Genomic DNA, 24224 nt, shown 5'->3' with positions numbered 1-24224 from the left:
GCGCGCAGCGTGACGAAAATTTCATGTTCCGATCAGGTTCGCGAAGCGTCGCATCGCTACGATCGGAAACGTGACGGGCAGCGCCCGTTCCAGACCACGCAAGCGAGTCGCTGCCGCACGGCACGTCACGCGTTAGGCCCGGACACGTCGAGTGCCGGGCCTTTTTTTGATCGCGCGCCGACGATCAGCGCGTTGAAGTGCGTTGCGGAAACAGGCAGTTGTGCGTCTTTACGTACAGGTTCGGATTGCCGCAACGATGCCCGGCGTAGTCGATCTGCTCGCCGGGCATGAGATCGGCCGGCACCGGCTTTTTCGCAGCGGCGGGCGCGGCCTGCGCAGTAGGCGGGGTGCCGGAACGTGTCGATGCGCAGCCCGAGAACAGCGGGACGATCAGGACTGCGATCAAGGCTAGGCGAATGGCGGGACGATGCACTTTTTGGTCCGGAAGGAAAGTCTGAACGACGCCGCACGCGTTCCATACAGCGATCGCGAACGGCATGAATGCCGCCGGCCACATCGACCATCGGCGGACTTCATGTTCCGCTTCCCGCTCATCGCGCCCATGACCCGAACATGACGATTGCGTCATGTCGGTCGCGTCCGAACGGCACCGCCCCTCATCACGCAATCTGACGCATTTTTCATCTCGCGATCACGATCACGCACGGCTGCTTTCGCATACTGGGTCCATGGTTCGCCACCCGGCGGCCCTGATCAAGGAGAGCACTCGATGAAAACCGCAAAACTCGCAGCACTGTTCGTCACCGCCACGCTGTCGCTCGGCATGGCCACGCAGGGCGCATTCGCGCAGACGCAAACGCAGGGCAAGACCCGCACGCAGGTTGTCAATGAACTGAAGCAGGCGCAGCACGACGGCGTCGTGCCGGTGAGCAAGACGCAGTACCCGCCGACCGGCGAGCTCGTCGCGCGCAACAAGGAGCTGCATGGAATTTCGGTGCATGGCGGCGAGAAGAAGCCGCAGACCGACAACCACGACAACCTGACCGCGCAGAGATGATGCCCGGTCATACGACCGCAAGCGGCGCGCCGCGCGCGGCCGCCTCATGGCGAACGCGCGGGCGTGCCCGCCGGCGGTGTCAGGTATGGATGGCCGCCGGCCGTATCGGCTCGGCCGGCCGGCGCGGAAAGCGCAGCCAGAACGTCGTACGCCGGCCCGGGTCGCTGTCGACGCCGCATTCGCCGCCGTGATTGTCCATGATCGACCGGACGATCGCGAGGCCGAGCCCCGTCCCTTGCGCCGAGTTGTGCCGGGAAGGATCGACGCGATAGAAGCGCTCGAAGATCCTTCCGACGTGCCGGGCCTCGATGCCGGGCCCCGTATCCGACACGGCGATCGTCGTCGCCCCGCCCTGCTCCACGCAATCGATCGTCACGATGCTGCCGCGCGGCGCGTAGGCCAGCGCATTCGACAGCAAGTTGCTCAGCGCGCGCTGGTACAGCGTCAGGTCCGCGTCGACCCACGCATGGCCGTCGACCTTCACCGTCACGCCGGCATCCTCCGCCAGCGGCTCGTAATAGCCCGCGACGCGCCCCGCCTCTTCCGACGCATCCAGGCGCCGCACGCTGATCGACGTGCCGGCCTGCTCCGATCGCGCGAGGAACAGCATGTCCTCGATCATCCGCGACAACCGCTGGTATTCGTCGATGCTCGACTCGATCACGTTCCGGTATTCGTCCGCGCTGCGCGGCTGCGACAGCACGACCTGCGCGGCCGCCTGCAGGTTCGTGAGCGGCGTGCGCATGTCGTGCGCGAGATTCGACGAGAACTGGCTCAGCCGCGTGAACGATTCGTTCAATCGCTCGAGCATGCCGTTGAACGCGTGCTCGAGCTCCTTCAGCTCGCCGGCCGTATCGAGCGCCGGCAGCGGATGGGCGAGCCGGCTCGTCGACATCTGTTCGGCGCGCGCCGCGAACCGCCGCAGCGGGCTCAAGCCGAGCGCCGCGATCCCGTATGCGATCGCGGCCGCGAGCACCACGCCGAACACCTCGATCACGACGATCGTATAAGCATGCGTGCGCAGCAGCAGCATGTCCGCGCTGCGGTCGTACTGCACCACGACACGCACCACGGGTGCACCCGTGCCCGCACCGGCAAGCGGCACATTCGTCACCAGATACTGATGCCGCGTGCCGGGTGGCGCGACGCCGACCGGCACGCGTCCCGCATCCAGCGACATCAGCGGCCCATACGGGCGGAAGCCGGGCGTGCCGACCAGACGCGCCCCCGTGGCATCGAAGATCGCGAGATCCATGTTCGGATGACCATGCAACTGGTCGATCCAGATGTCGATGTTGCGCGCGACGTCGGCCGTCGAGCGTGCTTCGGCCAGATGCGCACCCAACGCGGCGGATATGCCGGCCATCTGCTCGGCCGCCGTCGTGTCGACGCGATTGCTCAGCGCCTCGTACAGCGCGACGCCGCTCGACGCGAGGATCACCGACGTCGACAGGATGATCAGCGCGGTCAGGCGTCCGCGCAACGTGCGCGGCAGCAGGCGCGCGATCATGCCGCGCTGCCGCCGCGCGCCTCGAGCACGTAGCCCATGCCGCGCACGGTGTGGATCAGCTTCGGGTCGTACGCGTCGTCGATCTTCGAGCGCAGGCGCCGGATCGCCGAATCGACGACGTTCGTGTCGCTGTTGAAATTCATGTCCCACACCTGCGACGCGATCGTCGCGCGCGGCAGGATCTCGCCCTCGCGGCGCATCAGCAGCCACAGCAGCGCGAACTCCTTCGCGGTCAGCAGGATCGTGTCGCCCTGCCGGGTGGCCTTGCGGCGGGTGAGGTCGAGTTCGAGATCGGCCACGCGCAGCGTATTCGAATCGCGCGGCTGGCCGCGCCGCAGGATCGACTTGATGCGCGCGGTCAGCTCGACGAAGTCGAACGGTTTCGCGAGATAGTCGTCGGCGCCGAGCTCGAGCCCCTTCACGCGATCGCCGACATCGTCGCGCGCGGTGAGGAACAGCACGGGCGTCGACTTGCTGCGCCGCAGGTTCTGCAGCAGCGTCCAGCCGCCCTGGCCGGGCAGCATCACGTCGAGCACGAGCAGGTCGTATTCCTCGGTCTCGGCCTGATGCTGGCCCGTGATGCCGTCCTCGACCCAGTCGACGACATAGCCGGCCTCGGTCAGCCCCTTGCGCAGGTACGCGCCCGTCTTCGGTTCATCCTCGACAATCAGAATTCGCATCACGCATTACCCTTGAAGAAACCCAGCCGGCGCAGCACGCCCGAGCCGAAGCCGCCGCGCAACGCCGCGCGCCACGACACCGCATGGCTGACACGGTACAGCACCGGCAGCACCAGCAGCGTCAGCGCCGTGGACGACAGGATACCGCCGATCACGACCGTCGCGAGCGGGCGCTGCACCTCGGCGCCGGTGCCGGTCGCGAACGCCATCGGCAGGAACCCCAGCGACGCGACGAGTGCCGTCATCAGCACCGGCCGCAGCCGCGTGAGCGCGCCTTCGCGCACGGCGGCCTCGAGCGGCATGCCTTCGTCGCGCAGGTTGCGGATGAACGAGATCATCACGAGCCCGTTGAGCACAGCCACGCCCGATAGCGCGATGAAGCCGACCGCCGCCGTGATCGACAGCGGAATCCCGCGCAACCACAGCGACACGACACCGCCGCTCAGCGCGAACGGAATGCCGGTGAACACGAGCAGCCCGTCCTTCACGTTGTTGAACATCACGAACAGCAGCACGAACACCATGAACAGCGCGAGCGGCACGACGAGCTTCAGGCGCTCGCTTGCGCTCTGCAGCTGCTCGAACTGCCCGCCCCACGACACCCAGTAGCCGGCCGGCACGCGCACGTCCTGCTGCAACTGCTCACGCGCATCGGCGACGAACGACCCGACGTCGCGGCCGCGCACGTTCGCGCTGACGACCACCCGCCGCTTGCCGTCCTCGCGGCTGATCTGGTTCGGTCCGGGCGCGACGTCGATCGTCGCCAGTTCCGCGAGCGGCACATACGGCGCTGCCGCGAGCGGCGCGCTGGCGCCGGCCGCCGATGCGGGCAGCGCGATCGGCAGCCGCTTGATCGCCTCGATGTCCGAGCGCAGCTCGTCGGGCAGCCGCACGACGATGTCGAAGCGGCGGTCGCCCTGGAACAGCGTGCCGGCCTTCTGCCCGCCGACGGCCGCGGCCACCGAGTCCTGCAGGTCCGCAACGCTCACGCCGTAGCGCGCGAGCTTGTCGCGATCGAGGTTGACGGTCAGCACGGGCAGGCCGGTGGTCTGCTCGACCTTCACCTCCGACGCGCCCGGCACCTTCTGCAGCGCGGCCGCGACCTGCTCGCCGGTCTGGTTCAGCACGGCCATGTCGTCGCCGAAGATCTTCACGGCGACGTCGCTGCGCACGCCCGAGATCAGTTCGTTGAAGCGCAGCTGGATCGGCTGCGAGAACTCGTACGCGTTGCCCGGCAGCTCGGCGAGCGCTTCCTCGATCTCGCGCACGAGCTGGTCGCGCGGCTTCTTCGGGTCGGGCCACTTGTCGGCCGGCTTCAGCATGATGTAGCCGTCCGACAGGTTCGGCGGCATCGGGTCGGCCGCGATCTCGGCCGTGCCGGTGCGCGCGAACACGCGCTCGATCTCGGGGAAGCGCGCCTTCAGCGTCTTCTCGATCGACTTCTGCATCTCGACCGACTGCGACAGGCTCGTGCCGGGAATCCGCAATGCGGCAACGGCCAGGTCGCCTTCGTTGAGGCTCGGGATGAACTCGCTGCCGAGCCGCGTGGCCAGCCCGAGCGTGGCCAGCACGATCACGCCCGCACCGACCATCACGCGCGCCGGGCACGTCATGAATGCGGCGAGCGCCGGCTCGTACGCTCGCCGCGCCCAGCTCATCAGCCGGTTCTCCTTCTCCTCGACACGCTCGCCGATGAACAGCGCGACAGCCGCCGGAATGAACGTGACGGTCAGCACCATCGCGGCCGCAAGCGCCATCACGACGGTAATGGCCATCGGGTGGAACATCTTGCCTTCGACACCTGTGAGCGCAAAGATCGGCAGGTACACGACCATGATGATCAGTTGCCCGAAGATCAGCGCGCGACGCGCTTCCTGCGACGCGCCGAACACCTCCGCGAAGCGCTCGTCTCGCGTGAGCGGCCGGCCCGCGGCGGCCTGCGCGTGCGCGAGCCGCCTCACGCAGTTCTCCACGATCACCACCGCGCCGTCGACGATGATCCCGAAATCGAGCGCGCCGAGGCTCATCAGGTTCGCGCTCACCTTCGCGTTCACCATGCCGGTGAAGGTCATCAGCATCGACAGCGGGATCACGAGCGCCGTGATCAGCGCCGCGCGCATGTTGCCGAGGAACAGGAACAGCACGGCGATCACGAGGATCGCGCCTTCGAGCAGGTTCTTCTTCACCGTCGCGACGGCCTTCTCGACGAGCACCGTGCGGTCGTACACGGGAATCGCCTTCACGCCCGCCGGCAGCGTGCGGTTCACGTCCTCCATTTTCGCGGCGACGGCCTTCGCGACCGTGCGGCTGTTCTCGCCCATCAGCATGAAGACCGTGCCGAGCACGACCTCCTCGCCGTCCGACGTCGCCGCGCCGGTGCGCAGCTCGCGGCCGATGTCGACCAGCCCCACGTCCTTCATCCGCACCGGCACGCCGCCGACGTTGGTCAGCACGATGCTGGCAATGTCGTCGACTGTGCGCGCCTGGCCCGGCACGCGCACCAGATACTGCTCGCCGCGCTTCTCGATGTAGCCGGCGCCGACGTTGTCGTTGTTGCGTTCCAGCGCGCGCACGACGTCGGCGAGCGTCAGCCCGTACGACATCAGCTTGGCCGGATTCGGCGCGACGCGGTACTCCTTCACGTAGCCGCCGATCGAGTTGACCTCGGTCACGCCGCGCACGTTGCGCAGCTGCGGCCGGATGACCCAGTCCTGCAGCTCGCGCAGGTCGGCCGCCGTATAGCGCGTGCCGTCGGGCTTGCGCGCGTTGGCGTCGGCCTCGACGGTCCACAGGTAGATCTCGCCGAGCCCCGTCGACGTCGGCCCCATTGCGGGCGCGATACCGGCCGGCAGCTTGTCTTTCGCTTCCTGGATGCGCTCGTTGACGAGCTGCCGCGCGAAATAGATGTCGGTGCCGTCCTTGAAGATCACCGTGACCTGCGACAGCCCGTAGCGCGAGATCGAGCGCGTCTGCTCGAGGCCTGGCAAGCCGGCCATCACGGTCTCGACCGGATAGGTGATGCGCTGCTCGGCCTCCAGCGGCGAATAGCCGGGCGCGGCCGTATTGATCTGGACCTGCACGTTGGTGATGTCGGGCACCGCATCGATCGGCAGCTTCTGGTAGCTGAACACGCCCAGCGCGGCCACGGCCGCGATCGCCAGCATCACGAGCCAGCGGTGCGCAATCGCAAAGCGGATCAGGCGCTCAAACATGACGGGATTCCTTGAAACGGGGCACGGTCACCCTCGACGGACGGGCCGCCCGGCCGGTCACCCGGCGGGCCGGAAAGCGGGCCGCATATCGGGCCGCGAGGCGTGCCACGGCACACACGTATCGCTCATTCATGTTCCGCGCTCCCCTTGCCGAGCTCGGCCTTCAGCACGAAGCTGTTCGACGCCGCGTATTCCTGGCCCGGCTTGAGCCCCTTCAGCACTTCGGTCGCACGTTCGTCGCGCCGGCCCGTTTCGACGGCCTGCGCGACGAAACCCTTCGACGAGCGCACGAAGACGGACGGTGCGCCGTCGACGTCCTGCAGCGCGTCGCTCGCGACCGCGAGCGGCACGCCCTGCTTGCCCGCATCGACCGACACGTTCACGAACATCCCGGGCCGCCACACGCCGTCCGGGTTCGGCAGCACGACGCGCGCCGGCGCGGTGCGCGTCTGCTCGCCGAGCAGCGACCCCACGTACGCGATCGGGCCGCTCGAACGCGATTCGAACGCGGTTGCGATGACCGTCGCGTCGCGGCCGACCCGCACGTCGTTCAATCGCTGCGCCGGCACGGCCATCTCGGCCCATACCGTCGACAGGTCGGAGATCACGAACATGCTCGCATCGGCGGCGATCGCTTCGCCCGGCGTCGCATGCTTCTCGACGATCGTGCCGGCGAACGGCGCGCGCAGTTCGTAGCGGTTCAGCGCGCCCGCGCCGACCGGCGCGTTCAGCGCGGCGAGCTTCTGCCGCGCGTTCTGCACGGCGATCTCGGCTTCACGCAACTGCACCTGCGCCTGCTGGTAGTCCTGCTCGGCCGAGATGCGCTCCTTCCACAGCGTGCGCTCGCGCTCGTAGGTCGCGCGAGCACCCGACAGCCGGCGCTCGGCCGTCAGCAGCTCGCTGCGCCGGTCGGCGAGATCGGTGCTCGCGATCACGGCCAGCACCTGGCCCTTCGCAACGTTCTGCCCGAGCGACACCGACACCTGCTCGACGATGCCGGCCACGCGCGGCACCACGTGCGCGGTGCGATCCTCGTTGAACTTGATCTCGCCCGGCAACTGGAACGGCGTCGCGATCTGTGCTGGGCCGGCCTTCGCCAGCGCGATCTTCGAAGCCGCGAGCTGCGCGTCGGTCAGCGCGATCGCGCCGTCGGCGCGGGCGAACGGGAACGACGCCGATTCGTTGCCCGCCTTCACGTCGATCGTCGCGTCGAACACGTGCGGCTTGCCGATCGACTGCGCGGATACGAACTTCTGGCCGGCCGCGTCGAAACGCAACGGCTCGTGCGTGCGGTCGTAGCGAACCAGCGTGCCGGACACGATGACGCCCTTGTCGGCCGGCTTGCCGTCGACGAACGGATAGACGATGAGGCGCGCGTCGCCGGGCTTCTCCGTCATCACGATTTCGACGGACAGCTTGCCGCGCTTGAGCACGACACCGCCGCGCTCGCCGGCGGCTTCAGCGGATGAAGCGGCTTCGGCCGCGGCCGCACCGTCGCCGCCGCTGTTGCGTGTGACGCCGAGTGCGCCGATGACGATCCCGGCACTGCCGAGCACGACCGCCGCGATGATCAGGATTCTGCTGCGTGACATGGTGATCCTTCAGGTAAGAGTGGCGTCCGTTGCGCTATTGCGCGACCGGTGCGAGCGGCGTGCCGACGAGCCGGCCGATGTCGGCGCGGGCCGTATGGGCATCGGCGAGCGCGCGCACGTATTGCGACTGGCCCTGGAACAGCGTGCGCTGCGCGTCGAGCACGTCGAGGAAGCTGAACTTCCCGAGCTCGTAGCCGCGCGACATCGCGTCGAGCGCGAGACGCGCGGCCGGCAGGATGTCGGCCTTCAGCCGCTGCGCTTCCTGCGCGGCGGCTTCGAAATTCGCGTACGCCTGCGTGAGGTCCAGCCGCAGGCGCGTGCGTTCGCGATCGAGATCGGCATTCGCGCGCGCGGCCTTGTGCGTCGCCTCGAGCAGCGCGCCCTTGTTCGTGTTGAACAGCGGAATCGGGATCGACACGCCGACCACCGCCTGGTTGTCCGGCACGCCGCCCGTGGTCACGCGTTTCACGCCGGCACTGATCGTCACGTCCGGAATGCGCCGCGCGCGTTCGAGCGACACGGCCGCGTTCGAGCGCAGCATCTCGGCGCGTGCGATCCGGGCAAGCGGAGAATCGTCGAGCTGCGCGGTCAGCGCGGACAGCGGCTCGACCGGCGGCACGGCTTCGAGGTCGCCCTGCACCGCCAGCAGGCCGTCGCGTGCTTCGCCCATCACCGCGTTCAGCTTCTCGCGCGCAACCTCGACACGGCCACGCGCGGTCACGACTTCGATCTGCACGCCGGCCGCCGCCACCTGCGCCTTGGTCGCCTCGACCGGCGACACCTTGCCGGCCTGTGCGCGGCGGCTCGCGAGATCCGCGGAGCGCGCGGCGATCGCGGCCGATTCCTCGGTCACCTGAAGCTGGCGCTGCGCGGCGAGCAGCCCGTAGAACGCGGCGATCACGTCGGCGCGCACGACGGCGCCCTGCTCGTCGAGCGATGCATTCGCCGCTTCCCTGCCGTACGACGCGACATCGAGCCGCGCGCTGCGCTTGCCGCCGAGTTCGATCGTCTGGTTGATCAGCGCGGTCGACGTGCGCTCGGCGCGACGAAATCCTTCCTGCAGGAACGACACTTCGGGATTGGGACGCGCACCGGCCTGCATCAGTGCGCCGGCCGACGCATCGACGTCCGCGCGGGCGCCGCGCAGCGCCGGATTGTTCCGGGCCGCGACCGATAGCGCATCGGCAAGCGTCAACGAGGGGGAAGGGAGCGTGTCGGGGGGCGGTGCGCCGATCGGCGCGGCGCTGCCGGAGGCAGCCGGGGCCGGCCCCGGCGACAGCGACGGCTGCGCATGAGCCGTCGCGGCCATCGCGAAGACGATGGCCACGGCGAGGTTGAGCTTGAGCATGTTCGGTTCTGCGGTAACGGTTCGCGACCGATGCTACGGTCCGGCCGCAGTGCGAACATGAGGCGAAGATGATATTTCCGTCATGTTGGGTGCAGCCGCGCGCATGCGTGCGACACCCTGCGGGAGCCATGCCCCGCGTCGGCGATCAGGGGGATTCGATGGATGTGCGGCGCGATGGCCGCACGAAGGACGACAGTGACACGGATAATCGGCACATGTGGCAGCGATTCTCCGCCGGCGAATCAGGCAGCCCCTTGCTTCGCGCGCCGTCGCTGCACGAGCCAGTCAAGCAATTGCCGCCCGTCGCGCTCGCCGAACCAGCGAGCGTGACCGATCAGGTAGCCGTCGTACGCGATGTCGACAATGGCGGGCGCATCGATGATGCAGCCGAAATAAGCGACTTCCGCCAGCGCGAACTCCGTATGCACGATCGGCAGCAGCGCGACCAGCGCCGCGTAGGCTTCGTCGCTCAGCGGTTCGAGCGATTCGTAGCCGTCGAGCAACGCGTCGATCTGCGCGTATTCGACGCGCCGCGCATCGGCCGGCGCCATCCAGTCGACCGTATTGCGCTCGATCGCGAGTGCGAGATCCATCACCGCACAGGTGCGATCCGACAGCCCGAAATCGAGTACGGTCCGCACCTGCGCGCCAGGTCCTGCCTCGGTCCACAACAGGTTCGACGCATGCCAGTCGCCGTGTGTCCACAACGGCGTAAGCGCGGGCAGCAACGGAACGAGGCGTGCGTGATACGGGCCGATCGCGTCGGCCACGTCGCCGCGCCAGTCGCGTGCACCGAGCGCGCGCACGAGCAGCGGCTGCGCGTCGACCCAGCGTTCGAGCGCGCCCGCCAGATCGGCGGACGACAGCACGCGAAAGCTCGACAGCAGGGTCCGCACGGGCCGCGCCGGCGCATCGTAGCCGGCCGACGCGCGATGCAGCTCCGCTAGCGCGCGGCCGGCCGCGTACGCGTGCGAAGCATGCGTGAACGGCTGCCACGACATCACGCCGCGATACGGGTCGACGCCGGGCGCGCGCACGTGCACCTCGTAGGTCCAGTCGCCGGACGCGAATGCGGTCGCGCCGTCGCGGTCGGCAAGAATATCCACCACGGGCATCCCGCGTTCGCGAAGATGCGCGATGAAGCGATGCTCTTCCTCGAGCCCTTCCACATCGCGCAGGCTCACGTGATGACGCTTGACGAACAGCCCGCGCCCGTCCGTCATCTGGACCAGGACGGCCGCCGCGAACTGCCGCGGGCTGTGCCATGTGAGCCGCGCCGGCTCGCCGGCGCCGTCGATCCGTGCGAGCACCGCCGCCACCTCGTCGTGTGTCATCAGCGGCCAGTCGCGCTCGGCCTGTTCGCCGTCGACACCGAATTGCGGCGGCGCGACGTCACGCGACAGGGATCCGTCCGGCTCGAGTGGGAATGACATGAACGACGTTGCTCCGTGGTTGAATCCGAATCGGCGCGTGAATCAGCGCGCGCCGCCGCCTGTTGCCAGCGCACCGCCGGCCGCCGCGCGCAGCGCCGCGGCCGTGCGGCTCCAGTCGCGCCAGCCGACGACGGCCAGCCCGATGAACAGCGCATAGAGTCCGGCCGTCAGATACAGTTCCTTGAACACGAACATCCCGACGTACACGACGTTCACGACGATCCACAGCCCCCACGACGCGATGTAGCGCCGCGCGGTCCAGTATTGCGCGACGAGGCTGAACGCGGTCAGCGATGCATCGACGAACGGCAGTGCCGCATCGGTCCAGCGCGCCATCATGCCGCCGAGCAGCGCGCTGCCGACGACGGCCGCGATCAGGTCGGGCAGCATCTGCATCGGCCGAACGCCCGTGACGGGTGCGACATCCCCCGCCGGTGCCGCGCCGCCATCGGCCTCGCTCGCACGCTGCGCGAGCCAGCGCTGCCAGCCGTACACCTGCAGCACCGCGAACGCACCCTGCAGCAGCATGTCCGAATACAGCTTCGCGTCGAAGAAGATCCAGCCGTACAGCGCGACCGACACGAGCCCGACCGGCCAGCACAGCATGCGCCGCTTCGCGGTCAGCCAGATCGCGAGCGCGCTGACGATCACGCCGGCGATTTCGAGTGGGGACATCGTCTGTGCTCTCCAGGTTAGCCGCCGGGGCCGCACATCACGCGGCCGGTTCCGGACGATCAGAAATCATAGGTCAACGACACGCGCGCAGTGCGCGGCGCACCCGGGAACAGGTACGCATCGCCCTGCTGCTCGCCCGCGTCGCGCCAGTAGAACTTGTTGAACAGGTTGTCCACCGACACGCGCAGCACCGTGCGATGGCCGCCGATCTTCGTCGTATAGCGCGCGCCGAGATTGAACACGAACCACGACGGCACGCGCGCGGTGCCCTCCTCGTTCGCATTGCGGGCCGCGCTGTATTCGACGCCGCCCAGCACGTTCAGCCCCGCGACGCCCGGCACCGCGTAATCCGCATACACCGTCGCGCGCAGCGCCGGCACGTTAATGATCTGGTGCCCTTCGTATGCCGGCGATCCGGAATCATACGCACGCGCACGAATCGCCGCGACGCTGGCCGTCAGCCCCAGGCGCTCGGTCACGCGCCCGGCCGCGCCGAGCTCGATTCCCTGGTGCCGCTGCGTGCCGCGCTGCACGAACGTGTAGCTCGTGCCCGATGCGTCCGGGTCGGCGAACTGGAACGGCTTGCTGATCGAGAACACTGCGGCCGTGAGGCTCAGCCGGTCGAGCCAGTCGTATTTTGCGCCGACCTCGAACTGGTGCGATTCGACCGGCGGCAGGAACGCATACGCGTTGGTCGCACGCACGGGCGCCTGGTCTCCGAGCGACAGCGCCTTGCTGTACGACGCGTATAGCGACAGCACGTTCACCGGCTTGTAGACGAGCGCCACCTGCGGCAGGAACACCGAGCGGTCGGTATGCGTCGCGTCGCCGTCGAGGCTGCTCCAGCTGCGCTGGCGCAGCAGCACCTCCTTGCCGCCCGCGAGCACCTGCCAGTGTTCGCCGATACTGATGCGGTCGAGCCCGAACACGCCGTACTGCCACGCATCGAGGCGCGGATACGACGGGCCGGGCGAATTCGGCGACGGCGAGAACGTCGTGTCGGGCCCGTAGATGTTCTCGCTGCCCACGTAGTCGTACACGGCGTCGGCCATGCTCACGACGCGGCGCTGCACGCTCACGCCGAGCGTCAGCTCGTGCCGCAGCGGGCCCGTGGCGAACTTGCCGGTCGTGACCGCACGCAGGTCGTCGTTGCGACGATATTCGCCGGGGCTGCGAAAGTCGTACACGTCGTAGTCGCCGTTCGCGCCGAAGAAGAACGGCGACGTCGCACCGGCCGTGCAGCTCGCCGCGTACGAGCAGCCGTACGCGAACGCGCTGTTGTCGTCGATCATCGTGCGGCTGCGGCCGGCGGCGATATAGGCCTTCCAGTCGTCGTTGAACTGGTAGTCGAAGCGCGCGTTCAGGTTCAGCGCGTCGGTCGTCACCGGTTTCGCCCACGGCTGCGTGCCGAGCGCCTTCGACGTCGTCTTGACCGACGGCACGACGGTGCCGCCGAGCAGCTGATAGCCGGGGGCGGAACGCTGGATCCACTGCTGGAATTCGGCGTTGAGCTGCAAGCTCGCACGCGGGCTGATGTCCCAGTCGGCGGCGATCGAGCCGAACGTGCGCCGCCCGTTCGTGCCGTCGATGTACGAGTGCATGTTCTCCTTCGCGGCATTGATCCGGAAGCCGAACTGATTGTCGGGGCCGAAGCGGCGGCCGAGATCGACGGCCGCCGACGTCGAGCCGCGGCTGTCGACGCCACCCGTCACGCTCGCAACGTTCGCCGAGCGCTTCGTCACGAAGTTGATCACGCCGCCCGGCGCGACGACGCCGCTGTCGATGCCGGCAAGCCCCTTCAGGATCTCGACGCGCTCCTTGTTCTCGAGCGGCACGTTCTGCTCGCCGGACACCGTCAGCCCGTCGATCCGGATCGCGCTCGCGAGATCGACCGGGAAGCCGCGGATCGCAAAGCCCTCGAAATAACCGACCGGCGCATAGTCGTTGACGACCGACGCATCATTGCGCACGACGTCGCTCAACCGCTTCGCCTGCTGGTCGTCGAGTTGCGCGCGCGTGACGACGCTCACCGACGCCGGCGTGTCGCGCAGCGGCGTGTCGTCGAGCCCCGCGACCGACGCGTTGCGTACGCGCAGCGCATTGCCGCGCTCGCCGCTCACCGTGATCGTCGGCAGCGTCGCGCTGCCGGCCGCCCCGAGTCCGGCGCCGGCGTGTCGCCCTGCGCCGCGGCGGCCTGGGCCGCGAAAAGCGTGATGCCGAGACCGACGCCAAGCCCGACCTTCGCGCGCCGCCGCCGTGCGGGCGACGCTGTTGTTCTATTCACCGTCATTGTTCTGGATGGAAAACTCGCCACTCGACCCTGTCGAAACCCGTTACGAAGCTGCGAAGCGTGCCCGCGCGCGACATTCATCAGACGAACCGGACGACGCGGCACGCACGCGGGCCGCTCGGTCGGGAAGGCGCAGGATGGGACATCGGATTCAGGTGACGCACCGGGCACCGACGCGGCCGTCGACGGGTTCGTCGGGGGCGTATCGGGCGGCCGGCTGCATCGCGCAGTCTTGTCATGCGGGGGGACGCTTCGAACGCCTCGGTGCGGGCGCGACGCATTGGCGCGCACCGTTCGCTGGAACGGCGGCGTGCCCGTCGCGCGCGACATCGCGGCGCGGCGCGCATTTTACCCCGGGCGGGGCAGACCGCCCGGAAATCGGGCGAAACGGGGGCGGGGAAGGCGGGAATGGGAGGAGCGCGATTCGCGCGGCACGACGACGGTGCCGATGGGCGCGTGACTTGCGTCGTGCGCGCCCGCTTCAATGAGCGGCGCCATTACGCGCCGTTAGGCGCCGGTCATACGGCCGGCAACCTGAGCGGGAACGTTCGCCCGCTCGCGATTCATCGGCCGTCTGCTCAGAACCCCTGCATCGTCACGGTCGGATCGACGACCAGGTGCACGACGCCGTAGATGACCGCGCCGACGAGCAACGCGAGGATGATCGCCACGAACGGCAGCAGCGTGAAGTTGACGTTGGCGAGATCGGCCGCGTGCGCCTTGCTGTTGCGTACGCCGAAGAAACTCCACAGGACCAGTTTGATCATGCCGAGCAGTTTCATGATTGCGCTCCTTTCATCTATCGGTTGACGCTATCGTCGATCCAACCGGCATCCGAAAAAAGAAGCAGTTGCGCGCGCATTTCGCGCAGCAGGCCGTCTGCGGCGGCATGTCGCATGCGTGCGTCAGCAGTCGAGCACGAGCGGTTCCGTCCCCTTCGCGGGCCGCGCGACGCATAGCAGCGCGCAACCGGGTTCGACCTGTGCATCGGGTGCCTGCTCGTAGTCGACCGCGCCGGACAGCACGCGCGTCGCGCACGTGCCGCACGACCCGGAACGGCATTCGGACGGCACGTCCACGCGCTGCCCTTCCGCGAATTCGAGCAAAGAGCCGTCGGCGGGCGTCCACGCGGCTTCGCGGCCGGTGCGCCGGAAGACGACCGGCACGCTCGCCGCCGCCGGCGTGGCAGACGTGCGGGTCGCGCTGCGTGCCACGCTCGACGGCCCGAACGCCTCGAAACGGATGCGTTCGTCCGACACGTTCAGCGCGCGCAATCCGTCGTACAAGTCGCGCATGAACGCCGACGGCCCGCAGAGGTAGAAATCGTAATCGTCGAACGAAAGGATCCGCTTCAGCTGCGCGACGTCGATGCGGCCGGCATGCGCTGCCGAGCCTTCGTGAGGATGACTGTCGAACCAGTGAAGCGACAGGCGCGCGTCGGTCGCCGCGGCGCGTGCCAGTTCCTCGGCGAACGGTCGATCGGCTGCTTCACGCGCACCGTGTACGAACACCACGCGGCGCGAAGATGGCGCGTCGGCCAGCGCACGGCGCAGCATCGCGATCATCGGCGTGATGCCGATACCGGCCGACACGAGCACGGCCGGGCGCGGGCTCGCGAGATCGAACGAGAAGCGGCCGCGCGGCATCTGCGCGTCGAGCGTCATGCCCGCGTGCGCGTAATCGTGCAGCCACGCCGAGACGCGCCCTTCGCGCTTCACGGTGATTCGATAGTGCGCGCCGCCCGGCGCATCGGAGAGCGTGTAGCTGCGGATCGCCGGCGCATCGCTGCCCGGCAGCGGGATGCGCAGCGTCAGGTGCTGCCCGGCTTCGTAGGCAGGCAACGGGCCGCCGTCGGCCGACTCGAAATGGAACGAGCGGATCGCGCGCGCTTCGTCGACGATCTTCACAACGCGCAGTGAGCGCCATGCGGGTGCCGACGTCGATGCGGTCGGCAATGCGGATGCGGATGCGGATGCGGATGCGGATGCGGATGCGGATGCGGATGCGGACGATACCACCACGCCTGCCCCTGCGGCTGCATTTGAGCCCGCACCTGCCGCCATCGCCGCGAACTGCGGCGCACGTTCGACCGCCGACCACCGGAACGGCAGTACCGCGCGCATGCGCCGCACCTCCCGCACATGGAACCGCACGACGCGCTGCGCGCCATCGAACGACGCGACGAGCGGCCCGTCCCACACGATCTCGGCGCGCGCGGCCACGTACAGCAGGTCGCCGTTGTCGAAATCGACGAACAGCAGCCCCGCACGCGGATCGTGCTGCAGATTGCCGAGCGTGTTGAAGAAGCGGTTGCCGCTGAAATCCGGCGTCGTCAGCGTGCGTGCATCGTCGACACGCACGAAGCCCGGCATCCCGCCGCGATGCGACACGTCCGCGCCGCGCGCGGCGCCCGCGTCCGCCGACGTGTTCGCGCTCGCGACGAAGAACGTATCGGCCTGGGCCAGCAGCGCGCGATCGGCGTCGTTCAACGCATCCGACACGTCCGGCTCGGCAAACGCATCGGCTTCCCGCGCGACGAACGTCGGCTTGCGCCCCTGGATGTACTTCGCACAGTTGCCGAAGCTCTGCTCGACCGCGATCGTCAGCGCATCGCCATCCACCGCGCGCACGACGCCATTGACGCGATTGCGCCGCCGCGTATCGAATTCAATCCCGAGCCCGCCGAGCGGCGCACCCGGCTGCCACGCGCCGGCCAGCGGATCGCCCGGCAGCGCGCGCGCCGCGATGCGCAGCGTGCGCGCGTCGGACGACGTCACGAACCCCGGCGCGCCGGCCCGCAGCGTCGCCCACGGCTGGCCGTGCGCATCGACGCCGCCGAGCACGAAGAACGGCAGTTGCGCGAAAAACGCCCGATGCTGGTCCGGCATGAAGCGCCGGATCCCGCGCCGGCCGGCCGAACCCGCGGCCTCCGTCACGCCCGCGCGCTGCTGCACGGCGAGCTCGCCCGCGTGAAACGGCGCAGTGTCGAGTTCCCAGCCCGGTACGATGGCGGTCGGGGTGTTCATCACGTTCTCCCTGGGCAGGCCCGGCTTCGGTGGGCGTTACGCGGCGAGCAGGCCCGCGCGCGTCGTCGGCATCGCGACGAAGCCCGGCAGCGCCTCGATGCGCGCGAGCCACGCACGCACGTGCGGATACGGTTCGAGCGACACGCCGCCCTCCGGCGCATGCGCGATGTACGAGTAAGCGGCGATATCGGCGATCGTCGGCTGCGCGCCGGCCGCGAACGGCTTGCCGGCCAGCTCGCGGTCGATCACGTCGAGCACCTTCGCGGCCGTGCGCTTGGCGGCCTCCTGGTCGAGCTTCGCGCCGAATACGGTCACGAGCCGCGCGGCAGCCGGCCCTGATGCGATCGGCCCCGCCGCATACGACAGCCAGCGCTGCACGAGCGCCGCGCCAGCCGGATCGTCGGGCAGCCAGTGCGCGTCGCCGTAGCGCTTCGCGAGATACACGAGGATTGCGTTCGAATCGGCGATCACCGTGCCGCCGTCGTCGATCACGGGCACCTGCCCGAGCGGATTGAGCGCGAGGAACGCCGGTTCGTGCTGCGCGCCGGCCGCCAGATCGACATCGACGGTTTCGGACGGCAGGCCGAGCAGCGACACGAACAACCGGACGCGATGGGCGTGCCCCGAGAGCAGGAATGAATAGACACGAATCGGTGAAGCAGGCTTGTTGGCGGCAGACATGGAAACGCTCCTGACTCTCGCGCCGCCGGGGATCGGCGACGAACGACTGCAGCGTAACGCTCGCCGTTCGTCACCAGAAGACGGATAATCGCGGAAACATTATCCTTTCCCATAGGACAATCGACGATGGCCGATCTGCGCGACGTGAACCTGAACCGGCTGGCGATCTTCGTCGCGGTGGTCGACGCCGGCTCGCTGACAGCCGCGGCCGAGCGGCTCGGCCTGGCGAAGACGGTCGTCAGCACGCACATGCAGCGCCTCGAATCCGAGGTCGGCGCGAACCTGCTGGTGCGCACCACGCGGCGGCTGAGCGTGACCGATGCGGGGCGGGCGTTCTACGACGCGTGCCGCGACATCGTGCGCGCCGCCGAAAGCGCGCTCGACGCGGTGTCGTCCGATGCGGGGCCGCTGCGGGGCACGCTGCGCGTGAGCGTGCCGATCGACTACGGCGCGCTGGTGGTCGCGCCTGCCGTGGTCGCGTTGCGCGACCGGCATCCGGGGCTCGACGTCGAACTCGTCGCGAACGACCGCGTGGTCGATCTCGTCGCGGACAACCTCGACGTCGCGATCCGCATCGGCCGCCTCGCCGATTCGAACTATCGGGCGGTGCAGCTCGGCACGTACGAGAAATGGCTGGTGGCGAGCCCCGCGTTCGTCGCGCGCCACGGGCGGCCGCAAGATCCGGATGCGCTCGCCGCGCTGCCGTTCGTGATGCTGTCGACGCTGCCGCGCCCGCATACGGTCGAACTCGAAGACGAGAAAGGCGACACCGCTTCCGTGCGCTGTGTCGCGCAGGTCGTGTCGAACACCGCCACCGCGTGCCGCGCGATCGTGCTAGCGGGCGGCGGCTTCGGGCTGCTGACGGATTTCTCGACCGCCGACGACGTCGCAGCCGGCCGGCTCGTGCGGTTGTTGCCCACGTGGCGCTCGGCGCCGGCCGGGATTCATGCGGTATATCCGTCGACGCGGCTGCCTTCGCCGAAAGTACGGGCGTTCGTCGACGCGATGAAGGCGAGGATCGGGGAGACGGCGGGGACGCGGGTGGATGCGACGCGAGCACCACCCACAAGCAGCTGATTCCGGATAGCCGGCCCCCTCCGGCACGACCGCTTGCAATCCAGGCGCATTGACTCACCTCCAATATCCTTTCTCCGGGCTTTCTCATTCAAAACGAATACGCCCTTTATCATCTCCAAAAAACAGGCATTGCCTTTCCCATTTTTCTACTAATCTTATTCCCGGTAATACGATGATTTGCGTTTACCGAAACGTTTCAATTCTCCAATTTATTCAATCAAGGAGTCTAAAATGCAAACCGCCGCAATTTCATGGGGAACCACGCCGTCGATCCGCGTCTACACGGCCAACGGCAACAAGATCACCGAACGCTGCTACGACGGCCAGAACTGGTACACGGGCGCGTTCAACCAGGCAGGCGACAACGTGTCCGCCACGTGCTGGCTGGCCGGAAGCGCGGTCCACATCCGCGTGTACGCGACCAGCGGCGGCTCGACGACCGAGTGGTGCTGGGATGGCGACGGCTGGACCCGGGGCGGCTATACGGGTTCCTGATCGAGCGTGCCTGGGGCGCGAGGGGGTTTCGCGCCACGATCGGCGCAATGCGAACCGGATTTCGCCTTGCGCCGCTTTTTAATTCGCTCCACGTTGTTTTGATCAATTCACCGCCACATGGAATCAGAATTAAAAACAATGACAGTTTCTTGAAATTTTTTACCCCCAAATATCGCCGATTTTTTATTTATGCAAAAGGCGATTAAATCGAGCAAGAAAACAGCACGGCTCCGGTAGCCGTGCAGCTGATGTTTTATTTCCATTTTCGACCGGCAATGCCGGGCGGCCATGCAAAAGCGCGATGCCTTCCGGTTACCCCACCTCCCGCAACGTCCCCAACAGCACCTTCCTGCAACTCGCGACCATCTGCGCCTCCGGATCGCGATAGTCGGTGAGCAGCCACGCCGCGCCGACGTTCGTCATCGCGCCGACGAGCGCGAGCCCGATCAGCCGCTGCTCGGTGCGCTCCGCAGGCGTCGCCGCTTCGCGCGGCGCGCCGATCGCCATGATCAGCTTGCCGAAGTCGATCAGCATGCGCTGGTAGGTCATGTCGGTATCCGCGCTCACGCCCATCACCTCGAGCAGCAGCACGCGCGCCGCGCACGGGTCGCGCAGGAACGCAAAGAACGCGGCGAGCCCCGCGTCGACGCTCTCGCGCAGATCGCCGCCGCGCTCGGCCACCGCCCGCGCGACCGCTTCGTGCAGCTGCTGCGCATGATGCAGGTAGGTGCAGCGCAGCAAATCCTCGGTGCTGTCGAACGCCGCATAGAAATAGCGATCGTTCAGCTTCGCTTCCTGGCAGATCGACCGCACGGTCGCCTTACGGAATCCGACCGTGCCGAACACGCGCGTCGCCGCGCGAATCAGTGCGTCGCGCCGCTCCGCGGCCCGCACCTCGGGCGCCACGCCACCATACGACCGGCCCCTTTTTTCCGTTTTTTCCGTTTCGAGTGCTTTCTCCATTCCGCTATTTGACATCAGGACACCCGAAAACTAAAGTGGTGACGAACAACACCACAATAGATGCGCCGCCGGTACAGCGCAAGCGGAACGGGAGGAACGACGGATGAAGGGGTTTTCCGGCAAGGTTGCCGCGATCACGGGCGCCGGTTCGGGCATGGGCCGCAGCCTCGCGGTCGAGCTCGCGCGGCGCGGCTGCGAGGTCGCACTCGCCGACGTCAACGACGTCGGGCTCGCCGGCACGGCGGCCGCCTGCGCGCAGCACGGCGTGCGCGTGAGCACGCGGCGGCTCGACGTCGCCGACCGCGATGCGGTGTTCGCGTGGGCCGATTTCGTGCGGGCCGAGCACGGCAAGGTCAACCTGGTCTTCAACAACGCGGGCGTGTCGCTGGCCGCCAGCGCCGAGACCGCGCGCATCGCCGATCTCGAATGGATCGTCGGCATCAATTTCTGGGGCGTCGTGCACGGCACGCAGGCGTTCCTGCCGCATCTGCGCGCGTCGGGCGACGGGCACATCGTCAACACGTCGAGCCTGTTCGGCCTCGTCGCGATGCCCACCCAAAGCGCGTACAACGCGACCAAGTTCGCGGTGCGCGGCTTTACCGAGGCGCTGCGGATGGAGCTCGAACTCGACGGTGCGCCGGTGAGCGCGACCTGCGTGCATCCGGGCGGCGTCGCGACGAATATCGTCGACGCAGGCCGCGTCGATACCAGCATCCATGCGCTCACCGGCCAGGACGAAGCGACCCATCGCCGCCAGGCCAACCGCCTGATCAACGCGACGACGGCCGACGACGCCGCGCGGCAGATCCTCGCGGGTGTCGAGCGCAATGCGCGCCGCGTGCTCGTGGGCGCCGATGCGCGCCGGCTCGACCGGATCGCGCGCGTGCTCGGCGCCGGCTACCAGTGGCTGATGCTGCGCCACGTACGCCGCGCCCGGGCACGCAACCTCCGACCGAAGGAAGTCCCAGTGGGAGAACGCGCGCATGCCCCGGCCGCGCTCCCGACCACGCCGACCAAGGACCCCGCATGACCTCGACGACGACCGACCGGCGCGACGCGCCGCCCGCCCCCGACGCCCGTGGCGACAGTTACGACCTCGACGTGCTGATCGTCGGCGCCGGCCTGTCCGGCATCGGTGCGGCCTATCACCTGAAGCAGCGCTGCCCGTATGCGAGCGTCGCGATCGTCGAGGCGCGCGACGCGATCGGCGGCACCTGGGATCTGTTCCGCTATCCGGGCGTCCGTTCGGATTCCGACATGTTCACGCTCGGCTACAGCTTCCGGCCGTGGCACAGCGACAAGGCGATCTCGGACGGCCAGACGATCCTCGACTACATCCGCGATACCGCACGCGCGTACGGCATCGACAAGACGATCCGCTACGGCCAGAAGGTGGTGGCAGCCGACTGGGACTCGAACCGCGCGCGCTGGACGGTACGCATCGAGCGCACGCGAAACGGTGCGACCGACTCGCTCGTCTACACCTGCCGCTTCCTGTTCATGTGCAGCGGCTATTACGACTACGACGCCGGCTACCTGCCCGACTGGGCCGGGATGGACACGTTCGAAGGCAAGCTCGTGCATCCGCAGCACTGGCCGAAGGACCTGTCGTACGCGAACCGGCGCGTGGTCGTGATCGGCAGCGGCGCGACGGCCGTCACGCTCGTGCCGTCGATGGCGGCCGATGCGCAGCACGTGACGATGCTGCAGCGCTCGCCGACCTACATCGTGTCGCTGCCCGCGCGCGACAGGATCGCGAACGCGTTGCGCCGCGTGCTGCCGTCGCGGCTCGCGCACCGGCTCGTGCGCGTGAAGAACGTACTGCTGACGATGTACCTGTACAACGTGTCGCGCCGCAAGCCCGACCGGACGAAGCAGTTCATTATCCGCGCGGCCAGCAAGCAGGTCGGCCCCGGCTTCGACGTCGCGAAGCACCTGACGCCGCGCTACATGCCGTGGGACCAGCGCGTGTGCCTCGTGCCGAACGGCGACCTGTTCAAGGCGATCCGCTCGGGCCGCGCGTCGATCGTCACCGACGAGATCGAGCGCTTCACGCCGACCGGCCTCAAGCTGAAGAGCGGCCAGCAGCTCGACGCGGACGTGATCGTCACCGCGACCGGTCTGAAGGTGAAGATGCTCGGCGGCGCGCGCGTCACCGTCGACGGGCGCGCGGTCAACCTGCCGGACACCGTGTCGTACAAGGGCATGATGTACAGCGACGTGCCGAACCTCGCGTCGTCGTTCGGCTACACGAATGCGTCGTGGACGCTGAAGGCCGAGCTGATCGCGCGCTACGTGTGCCGGCTGCTCAACCACATGCGCGCGAACGGCTACGACACGTGCGTGCCGCGGCTAGGCACCGGCGACCTCGGCAACGTGCCGGCCGTCAACCTGAGCTCGGGCTACATCCAGCGCGCGGCCGGCATCCTGCCGAAGCAGGGGCACAGCAAGCCGTGGAAATTCCATCAGAACTACGTGCTCGATCTCGCATCGCTGAAGTTCAGCGGACTCGCCGATTCGGCGATGCAGTTCGAACGCCGCGCGAAAACCGGGCCGGCCGCGACGTCGCCGGTTGCCGAACCCGCACTCGAAACCCGTTGAGGCCGACATGACCCATACGCTCCATCTGATCCAGAACGTGCTGCTCGGCGTCGTCGCGGTGCTCGCCGCGCTCGCGCTGTTTACCGGCTACGTGGCCCGCCGCGTGACGCGCGCGTTTCCGCCCGAAGGGCGCTTCGTCGACATCGGCGGCGACCGCATCCACTACGTCGAATACGGCAACGGGCCGCCGATCGTGTTCGTCCACGGGCTCGCGGGGCAACTGCGCAATTTCGCGTACCTGCCGCTCGCGCGGCTCGCGCAGCAGCATCGCGTGATCCTCATCGACCGGCCGGGTGCCGGCCGCTCGCTGCGCGGCGCGGGTTCGCAGGCGAACGTGTTCGCGCAGGCCCGCACGGTCGCCGCGTTCATCGACGCGCTGCAGCTCGACAAGCCGGTGCTGGTCGGCCACTCGCTCGGCGGCGCGATCGCGCTCGCGGTCGGCCTCAATCATGCGGACCGCGTGAGCCGCCTCGCGCTGATCGCGCCGCTGTCGCACGAGCAGAGCGAGCCGCCGGCGCCGTTCAAGCCGCTGATGCTGCCGTCGCCGCTGGTGCGCCGCTTCGTGTCGTGGACCTTCGCGATTCCGCTGACGATCCTGACCGGCCGCAAGGCCGTGCGCCAGGTGTTCGCGCCGGAAGACGTGCCGCGCGACTTCCCGGTAAAGGGGGGTGGACTGCTCGGGATGCGCCCGCACGTGTTTTACGCAACGGCGACCGACCTGCTGTCGGCACCGGTCGACCTGCCCGCGATGGAACGCCGCTACCCTGACCTCGCGCTGCCGGTCGACGTGCTGTACGGCCGTGCCGATCCGATCCTGAACTGGCGCGAGCACGGCGAAGCGCTCGCGAAGAAATCGGCGCGCGTGCGGCTGAAGGTCGTCGAGGGCGGGCACATGCTGCCGGTCACGATTCCGGAGGCCACCGCCGACTGGTTGCTCGAAGTCGCCGCTGCGCCGGCCGAGGTTGCCGCGCCGTCGGCACGCATCGCATAAGCCGAAACCGTGTAGCAGAGCCTGATTCCGTGCCGTGCCGCCGGCGCTGTGGCGGAATCAGGCTTCGTCGTCGGGCAGCGACAGCCCGAGATCCGAGATCACCTCCCGCGCGCTGCGGAACGCCTCGACCGCGGCCGGCGCGCCCGCGTACAGCGCGCTGTGCAGCAACACCTCGCGGATCTCGACGAGGCTCGCGCCGTTGTTGAGCGCACCGCGAACGTGACCCTTCAGTTCCGTGCTGCGGCCAAGCGCCGCCAGCATCGCGCAAGTGCACAAACTGCGCGTCTTCAGGTCGATCCCGCCCCGCTGCCACGTGCTGCCCCACGCGTGCTCGTTCAGCCAGTTCTGCAGCGGCCGCGAAAAACCGTCGAGGTCACGCATCGCACGCTCGACGAACGCCTCGCCCATCACGTCGATGCGTCGCGCCTTGCCGTATTCCCTGTCCTGTTCGCTCATGTCCGTGTCCTGTGTGGAGTCGTGGTCGTTGCGGCGTCGCCGGCAGCCGGGGATGTCGCGCCATGTTCATCGGGCCGGCGCGTTTCGTCAAAGATGCGGCCCTCGGTTCGAGGCGCCCGTGCCGCGCAATATCGAACGCTACGTAACATCACGCCGCACGTTACGGCGGCGCGCGG

The 24224-nt window shown here is 68.3% G+C and carries 19 protein-coding genes and 1 pseudogene; 6 read left to right on the top strand and 14 right to left on the bottom strand.

The window, feature by feature from the left end; all coding sequences use genetic code 11:
- Nucleotides 1–184: 184 nt before the first annotated feature.
- The gene (locus LXE91_RS28865; RefSeq protein ID WP_223274470.1) at nucleotides 185–589 is read right to left on the bottom strand and encodes a hypothetical protein; all 405 of its coding nucleotides are present in this window, start codon (nucleotides 587–589) and stop codon (nucleotides 185–187) included.
- A gap of 141 nt (nucleotides 590–730) precedes the next feature.
- Here LXE91_RS28865 and LXE91_RS28860 point away from each other — a divergent pair, with 141 nt between their 5' ends.
- The gene (locus tag LXE91_RS28860; RefSeq protein ID WP_039349334.1) at nucleotides 731–1018 is read left to right on the top strand and encodes a DUF4148 domain-containing protein; all 288 of its coding nucleotides are present in this window, start codon (nucleotides 731–733) and stop codon (nucleotides 1016–1018) included.
- Between the two features lie 79 nt (nucleotides 1019–1097).
- On the opposite strand, the gene LXE91_RS28855 is transcribed toward LXE91_RS28860, so the two are convergent.
- From LXE91_RS28855 to LXE91_RS28805, 11 genes and pseudogenes are all read right to left on the bottom strand, one after another.
- The gene (locus tag LXE91_RS28855) at nucleotides 1098–2528 is read right to left on the bottom strand and encodes a heavy metal sensor histidine kinase (protein ID WP_039349338.1); all 1431 of its coding nucleotides are present in this window, start codon (nucleotides 2526–2528) and stop codon (nucleotides 1098–1100) included.
- Nucleotides 2525–3208: a heavy metal response regulator transcription factor IrlR gene (irlR, locus tag LXE91_RS28850; protein ID WP_046544089.1), complete on the bottom strand. Its 684-nt coding sequence runs from the start codon at nucleotides 3206–3208 to the stop codon at nucleotides 2525–2527. Before irlR ends, LXE91_RS28855 begins: the two co-directional genes overlap by 4 nt.
- Nucleotides 3208–6420 carry an efflux RND transporter permease subunit gene (locus LXE91_RS28845; protein ID WP_046544088.1) on the bottom strand — a complete coding sequence of 1071 codons (3213 nt, stop codon included), beginning with the start codon at nucleotides 6418–6420 and terminating at the stop codon, nucleotides 3208–3210. Before LXE91_RS28845 ends, irlR begins: the two co-directional genes overlap by 1 nt.
- A 125-nt stretch (nucleotides 6421–6545) precedes the next feature.
- On the bottom strand, nucleotides 6546–8012 hold the full coding sequence (locus LXE91_RS28840) for an efflux RND transporter periplasmic adaptor subunit (protein ID WP_039356464.1): 1467 nt from the start codon (nucleotides 8010–8012) through the stop codon (nucleotides 6546–6548).
- Between the two features lie 34 nt (nucleotides 8013–8046).
- Nucleotides 8047–9360: a TolC family protein gene (locus tag LXE91_RS28835; protein WP_039356461.1), complete on the bottom strand. Its 1314-nt coding sequence runs from the start codon at nucleotides 9358–9360 to the stop codon at nucleotides 8047–8049.
- A 242-nt stretch (nucleotides 9361–9602) separates the two neighbouring features.
- Entirely contained in the window at nucleotides 9603–10793 is a 1191-nt protein-coding gene (locus LXE91_RS28830) for a phosphotransferase enzyme family protein (protein WP_039356459.1), read from the bottom strand.
- Between the two features lie 42 nt (nucleotides 10794–10835).
- Nucleotides 10836–11468 carry a nicotinamide riboside transporter PnuC gene (gene pnuC / locus LXE91_RS28825; protein ID WP_039356458.1) on the bottom strand — a complete coding sequence of 211 codons (633 nt, stop codon included), beginning with the start codon at nucleotides 11466–11468 and terminating at the stop codon, nucleotides 10836–10838.
- A 59-nt stretch (nucleotides 11469–11527) separates the two neighbouring features.
- A pseudogene (locus tag LXE91_RS28820) lies at nucleotides 11528–13758 on the bottom strand (TonB-dependent siderophore receptor).
- 578 nt (nucleotides 13759–14336) lie between these two features.
- A complete protein-coding gene (locus LXE91_RS28815) occupies nucleotides 14337–14540 on the bottom strand; it encodes a DUF2970 domain-containing protein (RefSeq protein ID WP_039356454.1) in 204 nt (67 codons plus the stop codon).
- Nucleotides 14541–14663: 123 nt separating this feature from the next.
- Nucleotides 14664–16784, bottom strand: a complete 2121-nt coding sequence (locus LXE91_RS28810; RefSeq protein WP_046196696.1) for a pyridoxamine 5'-phosphate oxidase family protein — start codon at nucleotides 16782–16784, stop codon at nucleotides 14664–14666.
- Between the two features lie 36 nt (nucleotides 16785–16820).
- Entirely contained in the window at nucleotides 16821–17465 is a 645-nt protein-coding gene (locus LXE91_RS28805) for a glutathione S-transferase family protein (RefSeq protein ID WP_039356451.1), read from the bottom strand.
- A gap of 126 nt (nucleotides 17466–17591) precedes the next feature.
- On the opposite strand from LXE91_RS28805, the gene LXE91_RS28800 reads away from it, so the two are divergent.
- Together LXE91_RS28800 and LXE91_RS28795 are read left to right on the top strand one after the other, a co-directional pair.
- Nucleotides 17592–18542, top strand: coding sequence for a LysR family transcriptional regulator (locus tag LXE91_RS28800; protein ID WP_039356448.1), 951 nt, complete (start codon nucleotides 17592–17594; stop codon nucleotides 18540–18542).
- 231 nt (nucleotides 18543–18773) lie between these two features.
- On the top strand, nucleotides 18774–19037 hold the full coding sequence (locus LXE91_RS28795; RefSeq protein ID WP_039356445.1) for a fucose-binding lectin: 264 nt from the start codon (nucleotides 18774–18776) through the stop codon (nucleotides 19035–19037).
- A gap of 312 nt (nucleotides 19038–19349) precedes the next feature.
- Here the strand turns inward: LXE91_RS28795 and LXE91_RS28790 are convergent, their stop codons facing one another.
- Complete coding sequence (locus LXE91_RS28790) at nucleotides 19350–20000, bottom strand: TetR/AcrR family transcriptional regulator (protein WP_223274374.1); 651 nt, start codon at nucleotides 19998–20000, stop codon at nucleotides 19350–19352.
- A gap of 103 nt (nucleotides 20001–20103) precedes the next feature.
- Here LXE91_RS28790 and LXE91_RS28785 point away from each other — a divergent pair, with 103 nt between their 5' ends.
- The 3 genes from LXE91_RS28785 to LXE91_RS28775 are packed head-to-tail and all read left to right on the top strand — an operon-like array spanning nucleotide 20104 to nucleotide 23592.
- Entirely contained in the window at nucleotides 20104–21030 is a 927-nt protein-coding gene (locus tag LXE91_RS28785; protein WP_039356438.1) for an SDR family NAD(P)-dependent oxidoreductase, read from the top strand.
- A complete protein-coding gene (locus LXE91_RS28780) occupies nucleotides 21027–22601 on the top strand; it encodes a flavin-containing monooxygenase (protein ID WP_039356435.1) in 1575 nt (524 codons plus the stop codon). The genes LXE91_RS28785 and LXE91_RS28780 overlap by 4 nt, the downstream gene beginning before the upstream one ends.
- Before the next feature lie 7 nt (nucleotides 22602–22608).
- Nucleotides 22609–23592: an alpha/beta fold hydrolase gene (locus tag LXE91_RS28775; RefSeq protein WP_039356432.1), complete on the top strand. Its 984-nt coding sequence runs from the start codon at nucleotides 22609–22611 to the stop codon at nucleotides 23590–23592.
- 57 nt (nucleotides 23593–23649) lie between these two features.
- Here LXE91_RS28775 and LXE91_RS28770 read toward each other — a convergent pair whose 3' ends face one another.
- Entirely contained in the window at nucleotides 23650–24048 is a 399-nt protein-coding gene (locus LXE91_RS28770; RefSeq protein ID WP_039356429.1) for a carboxymuconolactone decarboxylase family protein, read from the bottom strand.
- Nucleotides 24049–24224 lie beyond the last annotated feature (176 nt).

This window comes from Burkholderia contaminans, assembly GCF_029633825.1.
GTDB lineage: Bacteria > Pseudomonadota > Gammaproteobacteria > Burkholderiales > Burkholderiaceae > Burkholderia > Burkholderia contaminans.
The sequence above is the reverse complement of the archived record's forward strand: the minus strand, read 5'-3'. Positions and strand labels throughout refer to the sequence as shown.

Excerpts from the sequence above, each read along its gene's own strand:
- LXE91_RS28865 (WP_223274470.1), bottom strand. The coding sequence starts at position 589 with ATGACGCAATCGTCATGTTCGGGTCATGGGCGCGATGAGCGGGAAGCG.
- LXE91_RS28860 (WP_039349334.1), top strand. The coding sequence starts at position 731 with ATGAAAACCGCAAAACTCGCAGCACTGTTCGTCACCGCCACGCTGTCG.
- LXE91_RS28855 (WP_039349338.1), bottom strand. The coding sequence starts at position 2,528 with ATGATCGCGCGCCTGCTGCCGCGCACGTTGCGCGGACGCCTGACCGCG.
- irlR (WP_046544089.1), bottom strand. The coding sequence starts at position 3,208 with ATGCGAATTCTGATTGTCGAGGATGAACCGAAGACGGGCGCGTACCTG.
- LXE91_RS28845 (WP_046544088.1), bottom strand. The coding sequence starts at position 6,420 with ATGTTTGAGCGCCTGATCCGCTTTGCGATTGCGCACCGCTGGCTCGTG.
- LXE91_RS28840 (WP_039356464.1), bottom strand. The coding sequence starts at position 8,012 with ATGTCACGCAGCAGAATCCTGATCATCGCGGCGGTCGTGCTCGGCAGT.
- LXE91_RS28835 (WP_039356461.1), bottom strand. The coding sequence starts at position 9,360 with ATGCTCAAGCTCAACCTCGCCGTGGCCATCGTCTTCGCGATGGCCGCG.
- LXE91_RS28830 (WP_039356459.1), bottom strand. The coding sequence starts at position 10,793 with ATGTCATTCCCACTCGAGCCGGACGGATCCCTGTCGCGTGACGTCGCG.
- pnuC (WP_039356458.1), bottom strand. The coding sequence starts at position 11,468 with ATGTCCCCACTCGAAATCGCCGGCGTGATCGTCAGCGCGCTCGCGATC.
- LXE91_RS28815 (WP_039356454.1), bottom strand. The coding sequence starts at position 14,540 with ATGAAACTGCTCGGCATGATCAAACTGGTCCTGTGGAGTTTCTTCGGC.
- LXE91_RS28810 (WP_046196696.1), bottom strand. The coding sequence starts at position 16,784 with ATGAACACCCCGACCGCCATCGTACCGGGCTGGGAACTCGACACTGCG.
- LXE91_RS28805 (WP_039356451.1), bottom strand. The coding sequence starts at position 17,465 with ATGTCTGCCGCCAACAAGCCTGCTTCACCGATTCGTGTCTATTCATTC.
- LXE91_RS28800 (WP_039356448.1), top strand. The coding sequence starts at position 17,592 with ATGGCCGATCTGCGCGACGTGAACCTGAACCGGCTGGCGATCTTCGTC.
- LXE91_RS28795 (WP_039356445.1), top strand. The coding sequence starts at position 18,774 with ATGCAAACCGCCGCAATTTCATGGGGAACCACGCCGTCGATCCGCGTC.
- LXE91_RS28790 (WP_223274374.1), bottom strand. The coding sequence starts at position 20,000 with ATGGAGAAAGCACTCGAAACGGAAAAAACGGAAAAAAGGGGCCGGTCG.
- LXE91_RS28785 (WP_039356438.1), top strand. The coding sequence starts at position 20,104 with ATGAAGGGGTTTTCCGGCAAGGTTGCCGCGATCACGGGCGCCGGTTCG.
- LXE91_RS28780 (WP_039356435.1), top strand. The coding sequence starts at position 21,027 with ATGACCTCGACGACGACCGACCGGCGCGACGCGCCGCCCGCCCCCGAC.
- LXE91_RS28775 (WP_039356432.1), top strand. The coding sequence starts at position 22,609 with ATGACCCATACGCTCCATCTGATCCAGAACGTGCTGCTCGGCGTCGTC.
- LXE91_RS28770 (WP_039356429.1), bottom strand. The coding sequence starts at position 24,048 with ATGAGCGAACAGGACAGGGAATACGGCAAGGCGCGACGCATCGACGTG.